Origin of the sequence: Xanthomonas sp. DAR 80977 (assembly GCF_041240605.1) — a bacterium.
Classification (GTDB): domain Bacteria; phylum Pseudomonadota; class Gammaproteobacteria; order Xanthomonadales; family Xanthomonadaceae; genus Xanthomonas_A; species Xanthomonas_A bundabergensis.
On the sequence record NZ_CP162487.1, the window covers coordinates 4,978,034 to 4,993,263 of the forward strand.

The window sequence follows — 15,230 nt, forward strand, 5'->3', positions numbered from 1 at the left end:
CAAATATAAACACGAATTTTATATTTGCATGGCGACAGCGGCCGCAGTACGCTCCGGCCACAACTCAACGCCACGCGGCACATCCTGGGAGGGGTAGGCGGCATGCACTACAGCAGCGACACCGCGACAGCGGCGCCCGGCACTCTGGCCCGTACCGCCATCGTGCCCCTGGTCCTGATCGTCAGCCTGTTCTTCCTCTGGGGCATGGCGAACAACCTCAACGACATCCTGATCAAGCAGTTCAAGAAGGCCTTCGAGCTGTCCGACCTGCAGGCCGGGCTGGTGCAGAGCGCGTTCTACCTGGGCTACTTCGTGTTCGCGATCCCGGCGGCGATGTTCATGCGCCGCTTCAGCTACAAGGCGGCGGTGGTGCTCGGGCTGCTGCTGTACGCGGCCGGCGCGTTCCTGTTCTACCCGGCCGCGCAGGAGCACACCTACGGGCTGTTCCTGCTGGCGCTGTTCGTGATCGCCAGCGGCCTGGCGTTCCTGGAAACCACGGCCAATCCGCTGGTCACCGTGCTCGGCCCGGCCGCGGGCGCGGCGCAGCGGCTGAACCTGGCGCAGGCGTTCAATCCGCTGGGCTCGATCACCGGCGTGCTGATCGGCCAGCATTTCATCCTGTCCGGCGTGGAGCACACCCCGCAGGAACTGCAGGCGATGGCGCCGGCCGCGCGCGCCAGCTTCTTCGCCGCCGAATCGGCCGCGGTGCAGACCCCGTACCTGATCATCGGCGCGGTGGTGGTGCTGTGGGCGCTGCTGATCGCGCTGACCCGCTTCCCGGTCACCCGCGACAGCGGTGCCGCCGCCAGCGGCGGCAAGGCCTACTTCGGCCCGCTGCTGCGCAACCGCCGCTTCGTGTTCGCGGTGGTCGCGCAGTTCTTCTACGTCGGCGCGCAGGTCGGCATCTGGAGCTTCCTGATCCGCTACCTGCAGGATGCGGTGCCGGGCACGCCGGAGAAGACCGCGGCGAATTTCCTGACCGTCTCGCTGTTTCTGTTCATGGGCGGCCGCTTCATCGGCAGCTTCATGCTGCGCTACGTGGCGCCGGCGGTGCTGCTGGGCGCGTTCGCGCTGCTCAACCTGCTGTTGTGCGGGGTGGCGATCGCCTTGCCGGGCTGGACCGGGCTGTATGCGCTGGTGGCCAGCAGCGCGTTCATGTCGGTGATGTTCCCGACCATCTTCGCGCTGGGCCTGGACGGCTTGAACGACGACGCGCGCAAGCTCGGCTCGTCATTGATCGTGATGTCGATCATCGGCGGCGCGGTGCTGACCGCGCTGATGGGCGCGCTGTCCGACCGCGCCGGCATCCACTGGGCGATGACCGTGCCGGCGCTGTGCTTCGCGGTGATCCTGGTGTTCGCGTCCTATGCGCGCGACCGCGCGGCCGCGGCGCGCGCCACCGCAGCGGGAGCCTGAGATGCCGCGCCACTGCTATCTGCTGGACCTGCACGACGACCCGGCGCTGATCGCCGAGTACGAACGCTGGCATCGCCCCGACGCGGTGTGGCCGGAGATCGTGGCCTCGATCCGCGCGGCCGGCATCCGCGAGCTGGACATCCATCGCTGCGGCGACCGCCTGGTGATGCTGATGGAGGTGGACGAGGACTACTCGCCCGCGGCCAAGGCCGCCGCCGATGCGGCCGATCCGCGCGTGCAGGCCTGGGAGGAGTTGATGTGGCGCTTCCAGAAGCCGCTGCCGGGCTCGGCGCCGGGCGAGAAGTGGCGCGAGGCGCTGCAGATCTTTTCGTTGCAGGCGGCGCTGGCGGCGCAGGCGCACGACTGAGCGATTGCGCTCCCCACCCTGCCGAAACCACCCTGTAGGAGCGGCTTCAGCCGCGACAGAACGTTACCGGTGAAGCGCCGCGGCTAAAGCCGCTCCTACAAGGACTCGCGGCAAGCGGGCTGGTGCACCGCGGGAGGGACTTCAGTCCCGACTGCGTCCGTAGCCGTTACGTCCACCGCTTCGTTCGTCGCGACTGAAGTCGCTCCCACAGGGACTTACGACGAGCGGGGCTGGTGCAATGTGGGAAGGACTTCGGTCCCGACTGCGTCTCGAGCCGTTATGTCCATTGCTGCGTTCGTCGCGGCTGAAGTCGCTCCCACAGGAACTTGCGGCAAGCGGGCTGGATGCACTGTGGGAGGGACTTCGGTCCCGACTGCGTCCGGAGCCGTTACGCCCACCGCTTCGTTCGTCGCGACTGAAGTCGCTCCCACAGGGACTTGCGGCAAGCGGGCTGGGTACGCTGTGGGAGGGACTTCAGTCCCGACTGCGTCCGGAGCCGTTATGTCCGCCGCTGCGTTCGTTGCGGCTGAAGCCGCTCCTACAAGGAGGTGCGTGCGCGGCACCGGGCCGCGCACGCTTGCCGCGTCAGGCCTGCTGCGCGGCCAGGTCCGCGCTCCAGAACGGGCCGTCCGGATACAGGTACTGGGTGACCGACTGCGCGTGCATCTCGGCCGAGAAGCCGGGCAGCGTCGGCGCCAGGTAGCGGCCGTGTTCGATCCGCACCGGATCGACGAAGTGCTGGTGCAGGTGGTCGACGAACTCGATCGCGCGGTCCTCCATCCTGCCGGTGATGGCGACGAAGTCGGCCATCGCCAGGTGCTGCACCAGCTCGCACAGGCCCACGCCGCCGGCATGCGGGAACACGCGCACGCCGAACTTCGCCGCCAGCAGCAGGATCGCCAGGTTCTCGTTGACCCCGCCCACGCGCGCGGCGTCGATCTGGATCAGGTCCACCGCGCCGGCCTGCAGCAGCTGCTTGAACACCACGCGGTTCTGGGTGTGCTCGCCGGTGGACACCGGCACCGGCGCGATGCCCTGGCGGATCGCGGCGTGGCCGAGCACGTCGTCGGGGCTGGTCGGCTCCTCGATCCAGGCGATGTCGAACTCGGCCAGCTGGCGCATCCAGGCGATCGCCGGGCCCACGTCCCAGCGCTGGTTGGCATCCACCGCCATCGCGATGTCCGGGCCGATCGCTTCGCGCGCCAGGCGGCAGCGGCGGATGTCGTCCTGCACGTTGGCGCCGACCTTCAACTTGATCGTGCGGAAGCCGTCGGCCACCGCCTCCTTGGCCAGGCGCACCAGCTTCTCGTCGGAGTAGCCGAGCCAGCCGGGCGAGGTGGTGTAGGCCGGATAGCCCTGCTCGAGCAGCGTCTGCAGGCGTTCGGCGCGCAGCGGCTCGGCCGCGCGCAGCAGCGCCAGCGCCTCGTCGGGGGTCAGCGCGTCGGTGAGGTAGCGGAAGTCGATGGTGGCCACCAGCTGTTCCGGCGACAGCTCGGCGATGTAGCGCCACAGCGGCTTGCCGGCGCGGCGCGCGGCCATGTCCCAGGCGGCGTTGATGACGCCGCCGATGGCCATGTGCATCACGCCCTTCTCCGGGCCCAGCCAGCGCAGCTGCGAATCGTCGGTGAGGCTGCGCGCGAAGCCGCCCAGGTCGCCGATCACCTCCTCCACGTCGCGCCCGACCACGTGGTGCGACAGCGCCGCGATCGCCGCGCTCTGCACGTCGTTGCCGCGGCCGATGGTGAACACCAGGCCGTAGCCGGCGAGGCCGTCGTCGGCATCGGTGCGCAGGCGCAGATAGGCGGCCGAATAGTCCGGATCCGGATTCATCGCATCGGAACCGTCCAGTTCGCGCGAAGTGGGGAAACGCACGTCGAAGGTCTCGAGGGCAACGATTTTGCTCATGGGGATCCTGGTCGGTGAGGCGGGAAGAAGAAAAGAAAATGCAGTGAAGAGCCCCTCTCCCCTCGGGAGAGGGGTTGGGGTGAGGGTGCGGGAGTGCATTGCTGCTGCCGCCCATCCAAAACACGAACGAAGTAAAAGCACGCAGCCGTGGCCCACACGCGGATGCGAAGGCGCGAGCGAAGACCGCATCCGGATGCATTGCGAGGTGGCTTCGCCCCACACCCTCACCCCAACCCCTCTCCCGAGGGGAGAGGGGCTTTGGGCTTTATTGCGCGTCGCGCGGGTGGGCGACCACGGCCTGGCGCTGTTCGCCCAGGCCTTCGATGCCCAGCGCCATCACGTCGCCCGGCTTCAGGTAGATCGGCGGCTTCTGCCCCAGGCCCACGCCCGGCGGGGTGCCGGTGCTGATCACGTCGCCCGGCATCAGCGTCATGTAGCGGCTGATGTGGCTGACCAGCTCGGCCACGCCGAACACCATCGTGCGCGTGCTGCCGTTCTGGTAGCGGTGGCCGTTGACCTCCAGCCACATCGACAGGTTCTGCGGGTCCGCCACTTCGTCGGCGGTGACCAGCCACGGGCCGAGCGGGCCGAAGCCGTCGCAGCTCTTGCCCTTGACCCACTGCCCGCCGTGCTCGAGCTGGAACTCGCGCTCGGACAGGTCGTTGATCACCGCATAGCCGGCGACATGCTTGAGCGCGTCCTCGCGCGACACGTCGCGGGCGACATCGCCGATCACCACGCCCAGTTCCACTTCCCAGTCGCTCTTCTTGGAACCGCGCGGGATCGTCACCGTGTCGTTGGGGCCGCTGATCGCGGTGGTGGCCTTCATGAACAACACCGGCATCTCCGGCACCGCCATGCCCGACTCGGCGGCGTGGTCGGCGTAGTTGAGGCCGACACAGATGAACTTGCCGACGCGGCCCACGGCCGGCCCATAGCGCACCTCGCCTTCCACCTTGGGCAGCGTGGCCGGATCGAGCGCGCGCAGCTTGTCCAGGCCGGCGGCGGTAAGGTGCTCGCCGGCGACATCGTCGATGAGCGCGGACAGGTCGCGCAGGTGGCCGTCGGCGTCGAGCAGGGCCGGGCGTTCGTGGCCGGGTTCGCCGTAGCGCAGCAGTTTCATGGGGTGTCCTCTCTGAAGGGAAATGGGCGCGCCTGGTCAGTTCGACCAGCCGCCGTCGATGATGTGGGTCTGGCCGGTGGTGAACGAGGCGTCGTCCGAGGCCAGGTACACCACCAGCTGCGCGATCTCGCGCGGGTCGCCGAGGCGGCCCATCGGCTGGCGGTCGGTGAAGCTCTTCCACACGGCCTGTTCGTCGCCGCCCAGCGCCTGCACGCGCTGCGCCAGCGACGGGGTCTTGATCGTGCCCGGACAGATCGCGTTGCAGCGGATGCCCTTGGCCACGTAGTCGGCGGCGATGGCCTTGCTCAGCCCGATCACCGCGGCCTTGGTCACGCCGTAGGCGAAGCGGTTCGGCACGCCCTTGATGCTCGAGGCCACCGAGGACATGTTGACGATGCTGCCGCGGCCCTGTTCCAGCATGCCCGGCAATACCGCCTGGCACAGGTAGTACATCGCATCGACGTTGATCGCGAACGAGCGCCGCCAGGCCGGCTCGTCGCAGTCGAGGATGCTGCCCTGGTGCACGTAGCCGGCGCAGTTGAACAGCACGTCGAACGGCGGGTTCTCCGCGACCAGCGCCTGGATCGCGGCGGCGTCGGTCACGTCCAGCACCTGGGTGGCGATCGCGTCGGACTCGGCGGCCAGCGCCTGCAGCGCGGCGGCATCGATGTCGGTGGCCAGCACCTGCGCGCCTTCGCGCGCAAAGGCCAGCGCGCTCTCGCGGCCGATGCCGGCGCCGGCGGCGGTGATCAGGCAGCGCTTGCCTTGCAGCCGGCCGCTCATGGGCGGCTCCGGGGGTGGAACGCGGACGTGGTCATGGTGGGACACTCTCGATCAGGGGGAAGGAATCGGGTCGGGCAGGCGGTAGAAACGGCGGGCGTTGCCGGCGAACACGTCGGCCGCGCCGGCGGCGGCATGGCGCGCGACCAGCGCCTGCGCCTGCGCGAACCAGTCGCCGTAGCCGGCACGCTGGGTCAGCACCGGCCAGTCGCTGCCCCACAGCACCCGCTGCGCGCCGAAGCAGGCGAACACCTGCGCCACGTACGGCGCGATCGCGGCGACATCGGCGTCGGCGGGCAGTTCGGTGAGCAGGCCGGACAGCTTGCACAGCACGTTCGGCTGTTGCGCCAGCTGCGCCAGGCCATCGGCCCAGGCGGCGAAGCCGTCGCCGCCGATCGCCGGCTTGGCGGCGTGGTCGAGCACCACCCGCAACTGCGGGTGGCGCTGCAATCGCGTTTGCAGGGCTGGCAGGTGCAGCGGCTTGACCAGCGCGTCGAACGCCAGGTCGTGGCGCAGCATCGCGTCGAACGCGGGATCCAGCTGCGGCCGCGCCAGCCACTGCGGATCGGCCAGGTCCTGCACCATCGGCCGCAGGCCCTTGAGCAGGCCGTCGCCCTCGGCGCACAGCGCGGCGATGCGCGCGGCGACGTCGCCGGCTTCGAAATCGACCCAGCCGACCACGCCGGCGATGCGCGGCTGCGCGCGCGCCAGCTGCAACAGGTAGCGGCTTTCCGCTTCGGTCTGCGCCGCCTGCACCGCGACGATCGCGTCCACGCCGTGCGCATCGAGCGCGGCGATCAGGTCGGCGGGTACGAAGTCGCGGTACAGCGCGGCGAAATCGGGCGTCAGCCAGTCGTAGTCGCCGCGCGCCAGCTGCCAGAAATGCACGTGCGCATCGACCACGTTCACGGCGTCGGCACCTGCGCCTGCAGCAGGCCCTGCTCGCGCAGCACGTGCCACAGCGTGGGCGGGATCGACGCGCGCAGGCGCGCGGCGGCGCTGGCCACCTCGGCCGGCGTGCGCATGCCGGCGACCACCGCGGCGACCGCCGGGTGGGCGAGCGGGAACTGCAGCGCCGCCGCGCCCACGTCCACGCCCTGCGCCGCGCAGGCCGCGAACAGGCGCTGCGCATGCGCCAGCGTGGCCGGATCCACCGGCGCGTAGTTGTAGGTGTCGCCAGGGCCGCGCGCATCGCTGAGCAGGCCCGAGCTGTACGGGCCGGCGACCAGGATGCCGACCTGCCGCTGCAACGCCTGCGCCATGATCCGCTGCGCCGCGTGCTGTTCGAGCAGGGTGTAGCGGCCGGCCAGCATCACGCAGTCCAGCGGGAACAGCGGCATCAGCTCCAGCGCGATGTCTTCCTCGTTGACGCCGATGCCGATCGCGCGGCAGGCGCCGCTCGCCTTCAGCTCCGCCATCGCCGGCAAGGCTTCGTCCAGCGCCTGGCGCAGCATCGCCGGGTGGCGCTCGCCATGGGTGAGCCGGCCGATGTCGTGCAGCAGCAGCACGTCCACGTGATCGGTGCCGAGCCGCTGCAGGCTGGCCTCGAACTCGCGCAGCACGCCGTCGCGGCTGTAGTCGAACGTGGCGCTGCGCCCGGCCACGGCGAAGCCATCGCGCCCCGGCGCGGCCCCCGCATCGTCGAAGACACGGCGCCCGACCTTGGTCGACAGCGTGTAGCTGGCGCGCGGCAGCCCGCGCAGGCCCTGCCCGAGCCGGCGCTCGCTCAGGCCGTAGCCGTAGTACGGCGCGGTGTCGAAATGGCGGATGCCGGCGGCATGGGCGTCGGCGACCGCGGCCAGCGCCACCGCCTCGTCCACTTCCGCGTACAGGTTGCCGATCGGCGCGGCGCCGAAGCCCAGCGTGGCGATGCGCACGCCGCTGCGGCCCAGTGGGCGCGGCGCGACCGCGCCGGGTGCGGCGTCGGCGATGGCGGCGTTCAACGGCACCGGCGCCGACCTCGATAGATCGCCGACGCGAGGCGCCCGCTCGGCTTGCCGACTCGGGGACTGCTGGGATTGCGCATGCCACGCCTCCGCCCACCTGGGGGCCAGATCGGATGGTGGCCGGACCGCGTCGCCCTGAAGGCTGGCGCCGCCTGCCGGCTGTTCGTATATGAATATAGCAATCATAAGTGAACAATCAACGCCGCGGTGCAACATCCGACATCCGCGCCGCCGGCAGCGGACGAACGGTTCACAGCGGGCGCTCGGCAACGTCCTTTAGCGGCACCCGACAACGAGCTCGCCGCGATGCCCTGGACCAAGACCCTGACCGCCGTCCCCGAGGATCAGCGCATCCAGTCGTTCGCCATCCCGCCCAACGGCTGCGTTTCGGCCAACGACTTTCGCAATTGCGTCAACGAGAGCGAGATCGACTATGCGTTGGCGCAACTGCGGCTTTTCGATACGCCCGGCACCCAACCCGATCCGCAACTGCTGACCTCGTTCGACAGCAGCGTCCGCATCAATGTGGTCGGCCATGCGGGGTCGGGCGGATTCTCCAAGTCCAAGCCACGCGAACTCGCCGCACGCATCCAGCAACTCCTGCAACCGTGGCTGCACACCCAGAGCAAGCGCATCCAGCCGCTGCACATCGCGCTCTATCTGTATGGCTGCAGCATTGGACAGGAGCTGGACGCACGTGCGCCATTGAAGCCGGATACCTATTTGCACACGCTGTGGACCGAACTCAATCTGCACGGCGTCTACGTACACCGCATCAGCGCTCCACGCGGATTCGAATGGACCGACAGCGATGCCCGCAGCGTGGTCAGCCTCGACGGCGGCCACGGCACGCCGGATCCCGATCTCGTTCGCAGTTACTACCAAACGCTGGCCAAGCACTGGATCGAAGCGGTTTGCCGCAGCTGGATCAGCCGCGGCCAGCGGGCCTTGCTGTACGCTCCCGCGCAGCTCGTCGCTGCCCTGCAGGCGGCGGCGGACCAGCTCGACGACAGCATCGCGGAAGGGGAAAACGAGGGCGAGGCGGTGATCCACGATCCTGTGCTGCAGCCATTCCTGGTGGCACTGCAGCATTGGTACGCATGCGTGCGCGGCGTCGCCAACGGTGCCGATCCGACGCTTGTCCCTGACGCCACTGACCACTTGCTGAAAAGGCTCGCGGACATGGCGCAGATCGACGCGACCAATGCGTGGAGCCACTGGATGGAGCTGGGCAAGCCGCTGGCCGACCTGCTGCTGCAAGCCAACCGCCGCGCCACCGAAGCACTCTTTCAAACCATCGCCGGCTACTCCCGACTTTACGCCCTGCGCTGCTGCGAGGACACCGGCCGCCGCCTGCGCGACAACGCACGTGCCTACGAGGCCACGATATCCGAAGCCGATACATCCCTGCTCTACCTGGGCGACCTGTCCGGACGCCGCGGCATCTCCGCGGCCAGCCCGCAATGGGTCGGCTTCGATACCTCGTTCGATGCGCTGGTGGAACGGGCCCTGTATGAGATCAGCGATGACCCGGCCAATACCAGGGGTCCGAATCTTGGCGCACTGCTGAACATGGGCAGCGCCAGCGGCAAGGGCAATCCGGTCTCCGCGATGTTCATGGACTGGTGGATCAAAAAAGGCTATGCAAAATGGATCTATGTATCAGGCAGTGGCAAGGTACTCTCCGACTGGAGCGGCAGCGACGCGGCTAAATCGCTCGAGACCCATCTCAAGAAGCGCTATGGATTTGTAGACCATGGCTACGAATTGCGGCCTTTCAGATGAGCGCAGCTGGTCACGCTGCTCACGCGATGGCGTGCTCCGGCCCGTCGAGCAAGGCCCACAGGTCCGCCGGGCGCCGCAGCAGCGGCAGCGGCGTGTGCGGCTGCAGCGCGGCCGGCAAGGTGTAGCCCCAGCCGACGCCGGCGAAGGCGATGCCGGCCTGGTGCGCGGCGTCGGCGTCGCGGATCTCGTCGCCCACGCACAGCGCGCGCGCGGCCGGCACCGCGCAGGCCTTCAGCGCCGCGCGCAGCTTGCGGCGCTTGCCGAACACGGCGGCGCCGCAGCCGATGTGGCGGAAGCGCGCGGTCAGTTCGGCGCCGAGCACGCGCTCGACGTTGTCGCGGCTGTTGGAGGTCACCAGCGCCAGGTGCACGCCGGCCTGCGCGAGCGCGTCCAGCAACTCGGCCACCCCGTCGAACACCGCGATGCGCTCGATCTGCGCGGCCATCAGCGCGCGCATGCGCCGCGCCACCGCCGGCACCCGCCACCAGCGGATGCCGCTGCGCGCCATCAGTTCGCGCGCGCTCAGGCTGCGGATGTCCTGCAGCCGCTCCGGCTCGAAACGGCGGAAACCGAACTCGTCGGCGACGTCGTTGATGGTGTCGAGGAACCAGGCGAAGGAATCGGCCAGGGTGCCGTCGAAATCGAAGATGACCAGGTCGTAGCGCTGCATGCGGCGCCAGCATGCCGCAGCGCCGGCCGCGTCGCCAGGCCGGCCGCGCTCCGCCGCGGCGCGCGGTTAAGCCGGAGCCGGCCGCCGCCGGCCCCGGCGCCCGCTCAACCGCAGCAGTAGCAGACCAGCGGCTTGCCCGGCCCGCCCGGCCCCAGCTCGCCGCCGAACGGCGCGCATTCCTGCTGACACGCCCAGGCGCTACAGGATGCGTCCTTCTCGATCCCGTCGCCCGCGGTCGCCTGCACCGCGCCGAAGCCCATGCAGGCCAGGAACACGGCCGCGACCATCCCGTTGCGCAATGCTGTCCAACGCTGTTTCATGAGTCACTCCTCGACAGTTGCAAAAGCCGCCGGCGCCTCCGTGCGTCGCACTGCGGCCACCAGGTCCTGCACCCGCTCCGTGGTATCGAAGACGCCGACGCGCGCGTAGCGCACCCGTCCATCGCGGTCCAGCGCCAGCATCAGCGGCACGTTGCGCGCGCGGAACAGCATCAGCGCGCGGCGATCGGTGAGCGTGGTCACCGGGAAGGGGAAGCGGTGCTCGATGGCATAGCGACGCGCCTGGTCGGGACTGCACTGGCACACGCCCAGCACCTGCACGCGGCCGCCGCCCTGCTCGGCCAGGCGCTGCGCCGCCTGCACCACCGCGGGCGCCGAGCGCTTGCAGTACGGGCATGTGGTGGTGAAGAAGAACAGCACCTGCGCGTCCGCCGCCGGCACGCCCAGGGTGAGCGGCGCGCCGTTCAGCGCGGTCGCCGCGATCCGCGGCACGTACATGCCCAGGTACGGCTCGGTGGTGCGGGTCACGAACCAGCGGCGCTCTTCGCGCAGCGCACGGTTCTGCCAGGCCAGCACCGCCACCAGCGCACAGGCCGCGAGCAGCGCCAGCCAACTCCAGGGAAAACGACGTGCCATGCGCGCTGCGCCTCGTGCCGTGTCGCTGCAGGCTGCGCAGCCGCATCGCCGCGGTCAACGCCTGCCGCGCAGTTATTTTGCCCGCGTGGCGATGCTGGGGAGGCAATCACGCTTTGCCGCAGGCGCGCATTCCAGTGGCGCGCAGGCGATTCCATTCAAGCCCGGCGCCGGCACGCCGATACCGCTGGTACAGCCGTTCTCCCAAAGACCGCCCCCCATGCGCACTTCCTCCAATCCGACTGCATTCGTCAGCCTGCAGACCAAGCTGCTGACCGCCCTGGCGTTGGGCCTGGGCGTGGTCCTGCTGTGCGCCCTGGCCGGGCTCGGCTCGGCCTGGCTCAACCTGTCCACCGACGTGCCGCGCGAGGTCGCGCAGGCGTCGGCGAGCGAGGAGATCAGCCGCCATTTCCGGATGCAGGTACAGGAATGGAAGAACGTGCTGATCCGCGGCCACGCCGAGGACATGCGCAGCAAGTATCTGGCCGCTTTCGACAAGGAAGGCCGTGAGGTCGCCAGCGCCACCCAGGCCCTGGCCACGGCCCTGGCCGACCCACAGGCCGCGGCGCTGGCACGCGAGTTCGCCGAACAGCACAAGCTGCTGGAACAGCATTACCGCGGCGCGCTGCAGGGCTTCGCCGCCGCCGGCTACGACACCCGAGTCGGCGACGATGCGGTGCGCGGCATGGACCGCAAGCCCAGCGACACGCTGCAGGCGCTGGTCGAGCGCAGCAAGCTGCTGGCCGACGCGGCGGTACGGCGCAATTCCGAAACCGCGCGCCGCAGCCTGGTGTATTCGGCAGCGCTGACCGTGGCCGCCGCATTCGCGCTGGTGCTGGCGGTGGGCTGGTGGATCCGCCGCTCGGTGGTGCGCCCGATCGAGGCGGTGGCGCGTACCGCGCGCTCGGTCGCCTCCGGCGAACTGGTCGCCACGCTGAACGTGCGCAACCGCGACGAGATCGGCATGCTCGGCAAGGCGATGGGACAGGTGGTGGATACGCTGACGTCGGTCTCCACCGCGCAAGCGGAAATGGCGCAGCGCCACGAAGCCGGGCAGCTCAGCTACCGCATGACTGCCGACGCGTTCCCGGGCGCGTACGGACGCATGGTGGAAGACACCAACGGCCTGATCGGCGCACAGGTGCAGCTGATCCAGCAGATGCTGGAAACGATGCAGCGCTATGCGATCGGCGACATGTCGGTGGACATGGCGCGCCTGCCCGGCGAGAAGGCGCAGATCACCGAGGCAATGGATGCGACCAAGCGCAACCTGATGGCGATCAACGGCGAGATTCGCGCCCTGGTGGAGGCGGCCTCGGCCGGCGACTTCTCGCGGCGCGGCGATGCGGCCGGCCACCAGCACGACTTCCGCGCGATGATCGACGGCCTCAACCGGCTGATGGCCACCGCCGACGGCAACCTCGACGCGCTGTCCAAGCTGTTGCGGTCCATCGCCGCCGGCGACCTGACCGCGCGCATGCACGGCGAGTTCAACGGCGTGTTCGCGACCATGCGCGACGATGCCAATGCCACCGCCGAGCAACTGGCCGATATCGTCGGCCGCATCCAGACCGCCGCGATGAGCATCAACAGCGCCGCCAGCGAGATCGCCGCCGGCAACGACGACCTGTCGCGCCGCACCGAACAGCAGGCGGCCAGCCTGGAGGAAACCGCCGCCTCGATGGAGGAACTGACGTCCACGGTCAAGCAGAACGCCGAGCATGCGCGGCAGGCGAATCAGCTCGCCATCGGCGCGGCCTCGGTCGCCTCGCAGGGCGGCGTGGTGGTTGGCCAGGTGGTGAGCACGATGAACGGCATCGAGACCTCCTCGAAGAGGATCGCCGACATCATCTCGGTCATCGACGGCATCGCCTTCCAGACCAATATCCTGGCGCTCAACGCGGCAGTGGAAGCGGCACGTGCCGGCGAACAGGGCCGCGGTTTCGCGGTCGTCGCCAGCGAGGTGCGCATGCTGGCGCAGCGCTCGGCGAACGCGGCCAAGGAGATCAAGGAGCTGATCGAGACGTCGATCGGCCAGGTGTCCAACGGCTCGGCGCTGGTGCGCCAGGCCGGCGACACCATGCAGGACATCGTGTCCTCGGTGCAGCGCGTGACCGACATCATGGGCGAGATCTCCGCCGCCTCGCAGGAACAATCGTCCGGCATCGAGCAGGTCAACCAGACCGTCACCCAGATGGACGAGGCGACCCAGCAGAACGCCGCGCTGGTCGAGGAAGCCACCGCGGCGGCGCGCGCGATGGAGGAACAGGCCAACGGGCTGAGTTCGGCGGTGGCGGTGTTCCGCACCGGCGCAGGCAAACGCGGGCTGGCGGCCGCGGCATAAGCCGCCTGCGCGCGCCTTCATCCGCCCTTGCCTCCGGCTTCACGCGCTGCGTTCGCGGCGGCGCGCACGGTGCACGCTGGTTACCGCAAGCGCGAGGCAGAACATGCAGATGCAGAATCCCAACCCAGGCCAGGACCCGCAGCAGCCACCGAACGGGGTGCCGGGCCAGGTGCCCAATCCCGGCGTGGACCCGATGCCGGACCGGCCGGTGGATCCGATCCCCGACCAGCCGATCGATCCGACCATCCCGCCGATCAGCGATCCGGTCGGCGATGTCGACGCCCCGGTGCCGGGGCCGCGCGGGCCGACGCAGTACGTATAGCGTCAGGCCCCGCAAACCCCTGCAGGAGCGGCTTCAGCCGCGACCGGAGCTTTCCCGGGAAAGCCCCGGTCGCGGCTGAAGCCGCTCCTGCAGGGAGCAAGGGAAGCGTTGGCGAGCGCTAGCGGATGCGGAACCCCATCGTCGCTTCCACCGCCTGCTTCCAGCCGGCGTACAGTTCCTCGCGGCGTTCGGCCGGCATGCGCGGTTCGAAGCGGCGGTCCACCGCCCACTGCTGCGCGATCTCGGCGCGGTCCTTCCAGAAGCCGGTCGCCAGGCCGGCCAGGTAGGCGGCGCCCAGCGCGGTGGTCTCGGCCACTTCCGGGCGCAGCACCGGCACGTCGAGGATGTCGCTCTGGAACTGGGCCATGAAGTCGTTGCTGATCGCGCCGCCGTCGGCGCGCAGTTCCTTCAGCTCGATGCCCGAATCGACCTGCATCGCGGTCAGCACGTCGCGGGTCTGGTAGGCCATCGACTCCACCGCGGCGCGGATGAAGTGTTCCTTGGTGGTGCCGCGGGTCAGGCCGAACACCGCGCCGCGGATGTCGCTGCGCCAGTACGGCGCGCCCAGGCCGACGAAGGCCGGCACGAAGTACACGCCGTCGTTGTCGCCGGCGCGCTCGGCATAGGCTTCCGAATCGCTGGCCTTGCCGAACATGCGCAGGCCGTCGCGCAGCCACTGCACCACCGACCCGGCGACGAAGATCGCCCCTTCCAGCGCGTACTCGACCTTGCCGTCCACGCCCCAGGCGATGGTGGTGAGCAGGCCGGTGTTGGAGGCGACCGCCTTCTCGCCGGTGTTCATCAGCATGAAACAGCCGGTGCCGTAGGTGTTCTTGGCCATGCCCGGCTCGAAGCAGGCCTGGCCGAACAGCGCCGCCTGCTGGTCGCCGGCGATGCCGGCGATCGGCACTTCGTGGCCGTAGAAATACTGGCCCTGGGTGGTGCCGTAGATCTCGCTGGAGGAGCGCACCTCGGGCAGCATCGAGGCGGGGATGTCGAGCATCTGCAGCAGTTCCTCGTCCCAGCGCAGTTCGTGGATGTTGTACAGCAGCGTGCGCGAGGCGTTGGTGTAGTCGGTGACGTGCACCTTGCCGGCGGTGAGGTTCCAGATCAGCCAGCTGTCGATGGTGCCGAACGCCAGCTCGCCGCGCTGCGCGCGTTCGCGCGCGCCCTCGACGTGGTCGAGGATCCACTTGACCTTGGTGCCGGAGAAATACGCGTCGATCAGCAGGCCGGTCTTGGCCCGCACCATGTCCTCGTGGCCGGCCGCCTTGAGCTGCTCGCAGATGTCCTTGGTCTGCCGCGACTGCCAGACGATGGCGTTGTAGATCGGCTGCCCGGTGGCGCGGTCCCATACCACCGCGGTCTCGCGCTGGTTGGTGATGCCGATGCCGGCGATCGCGCTGGCGTCCACCTGCTGGTTGTTGAGCAGCTCGGTGATCGTGGTGTAGACGCTGGTCATGATCTCGCGCGGGTTGTGCTCCACCCAGCCCGGCTGCGGGAAGATCTGCCCGAACTCGCGCTGCGCCATGCCGACGATGTGGCCCTTGCGGTCGAACAGGATCGCGCGCGAACTGGTGGTGCCCTGGTCGATGGCCAGGATGAATTTCTTTTCCATCGGTGACTCCTGCGGGGTCGTGGGGCGCGCGCCGCGGCGGCGC

The 15,230-nt window shown here is 69.4% G+C and carries 14 protein-coding genes; 5 read left to right on the top strand and 9 right to left on the bottom strand.

The window, feature by feature from the left end; translation table 11 throughout:
• Positions 1 to 102 precede the first annotated feature (102 nt).
• Positions 103 to 1,416, top strand: a complete 1,314-nt coding sequence (gene fucP, locus AB3X10_RS21190; protein ID WP_369977363.1) for an L-fucose:H+ symporter permease — start codon at positions 103 to 105, stop codon at positions 1,414 to 1,416.
• Between the two features lies 1 nt (position 1,417).
• The gene (locus AB3X10_RS21195) at positions 1,418 to 1,783 is read left to right on the top strand and encodes an L-rhamnose mutarotase (RefSeq protein WP_369977364.1); all 366 of its coding nucleotides are present in this window, start codon (positions 1,418 to 1,420) and stop codon (positions 1,781 to 1,783) included.
• Positions 1,784 to 2,368: 585 nt separating this feature from the next.
• Here the strand turns inward: AB3X10_RS21195 and AB3X10_RS21200 are convergent.
• From AB3X10_RS21200 to AB3X10_RS21220, 5 genes are all read right to left on the bottom strand, one after another.
• Entirely contained in the window at positions 2,369 to 3,688 is a 1,320-nt protein-coding gene (locus tag AB3X10_RS21200; RefSeq protein WP_369977365.1) for an L-fuconate dehydratase, read from the bottom strand.
• Between the two features lie 265 nt (positions 3,689 to 3,953).
• Entirely contained in the window at positions 3,954 to 4,811 is an 858-nt protein-coding gene (locus tag AB3X10_RS21205) for a fumarylacetoacetate hydrolase family protein (protein WP_369977366.1), read from the bottom strand.
• A gap of 36 nt (positions 4,812 to 4,847) precedes the next feature.
• Positions 4,848 to 5,594 carry an SDR family oxidoreductase gene (locus AB3X10_RS21210; protein WP_369977367.1) on the bottom strand — a complete coding sequence of 249 codons (747 nt, stop codon included), beginning with the start codon at positions 5,592 to 5,594 and terminating at the stop codon, positions 4,848 to 4,850.
• Positions 5,595 to 5,645: 51 nt separating this feature from the next.
• Positions 5,646 to 6,500, bottom strand: coding sequence for an amidohydrolase family protein (locus AB3X10_RS21215; protein WP_369977368.1), 855 nt, complete (start codon positions 6,498 to 6,500; stop codon positions 5,646 to 5,648).
• Positions 6,497 to 7,522 carry an aldo/keto reductase gene (locus tag AB3X10_RS21220; RefSeq protein WP_369981928.1) on the bottom strand — a complete coding sequence of 342 codons (1,026 nt, stop codon included), beginning with the start codon at positions 7,520 to 7,522 and terminating at the stop codon, positions 6,497 to 6,499. The genes AB3X10_RS21215 and AB3X10_RS21220 overlap by 4 nt, the downstream gene beginning before the upstream one ends.
• A gap of 321 nt (positions 7,523 to 7,843) precedes the next feature.
• On the opposite strand from AB3X10_RS21220, the gene AB3X10_RS21225 reads away from it, so the two are divergent.
• Positions 7,844 to 9,322 (top strand): hypothetical protein, encoded by a 1,479-nt coding sequence (locus AB3X10_RS21225; RefSeq protein ID WP_369977369.1) that lies wholly within the window; start codon positions 7,844 to 7,846, stop codon positions 9,320 to 9,322.
• Between the two features lie 19 nt (positions 9,323 to 9,341).
• Here the strand turns inward: AB3X10_RS21225 and AB3X10_RS21230 are convergent, their stop codons facing one another.
• From AB3X10_RS21230 to AB3X10_RS21240, 3 genes are all read right to left on the bottom strand, one after another.
• Positions 9,342 to 9,992 carry an HAD hydrolase-like protein gene (locus AB3X10_RS21230; RefSeq protein WP_369977370.1) on the bottom strand — a complete coding sequence of 217 codons (651 nt, stop codon included), beginning with the start codon at positions 9,990 to 9,992 and terminating at the stop codon, positions 9,342 to 9,344.
• 104 nt (positions 9,993 to 10,096) lie between these two features.
• Positions 10,097 to 10,312, bottom strand: a complete 216-nt coding sequence (locus AB3X10_RS21235) for a hypothetical protein (protein ID WP_185821341.1) — start codon at positions 10,310 to 10,312, stop codon at positions 10,097 to 10,099.
• A 3-nt stretch (positions 10,313 to 10,315) separates the two neighbouring features.
• Complete coding sequence (locus tag AB3X10_RS21240; protein WP_369981930.1) at positions 10,316 to 10,879, bottom strand: peroxiredoxin family protein; 564 nt, start codon at positions 10,877 to 10,879, stop codon at positions 10,316 to 10,318.
• A gap of 244 nt (positions 10,880 to 11,123) precedes the next feature.
• On the opposite strand from AB3X10_RS21240, the gene AB3X10_RS21245 reads away from it, so the two are divergent.
• Positions 11,124 to 13,247: a methyl-accepting chemotaxis protein gene (locus AB3X10_RS21245; RefSeq protein ID WP_369977371.1), complete on the top strand. Its 2,124-nt coding sequence runs from the start codon at positions 11,124 to 11,126 to the stop codon at positions 13,245 to 13,247.
• A gap of 109 nt (positions 13,248 to 13,356) precedes the next feature.
• Positions 13,357 to 13,569, top strand: a complete 213-nt coding sequence (locus AB3X10_RS21250; protein ID WP_369977372.1) for a hypothetical protein — start codon at positions 13,357 to 13,359, stop codon at positions 13,567 to 13,569.
• Between the two features lie 118 nt (positions 13,570 to 13,687).
• Here the strand turns inward: AB3X10_RS21250 and glpK are convergent, their stop codons facing one another.
• Entirely contained in the window at positions 13,688 to 15,187 is a 1,500-nt protein-coding gene (gene glpK, locus AB3X10_RS21255) for a glycerol kinase GlpK (protein WP_145703633.1), read from the bottom strand.
• Between the last annotated feature and the right edge of the window lie 43 nt (positions 15,188 to 15,230).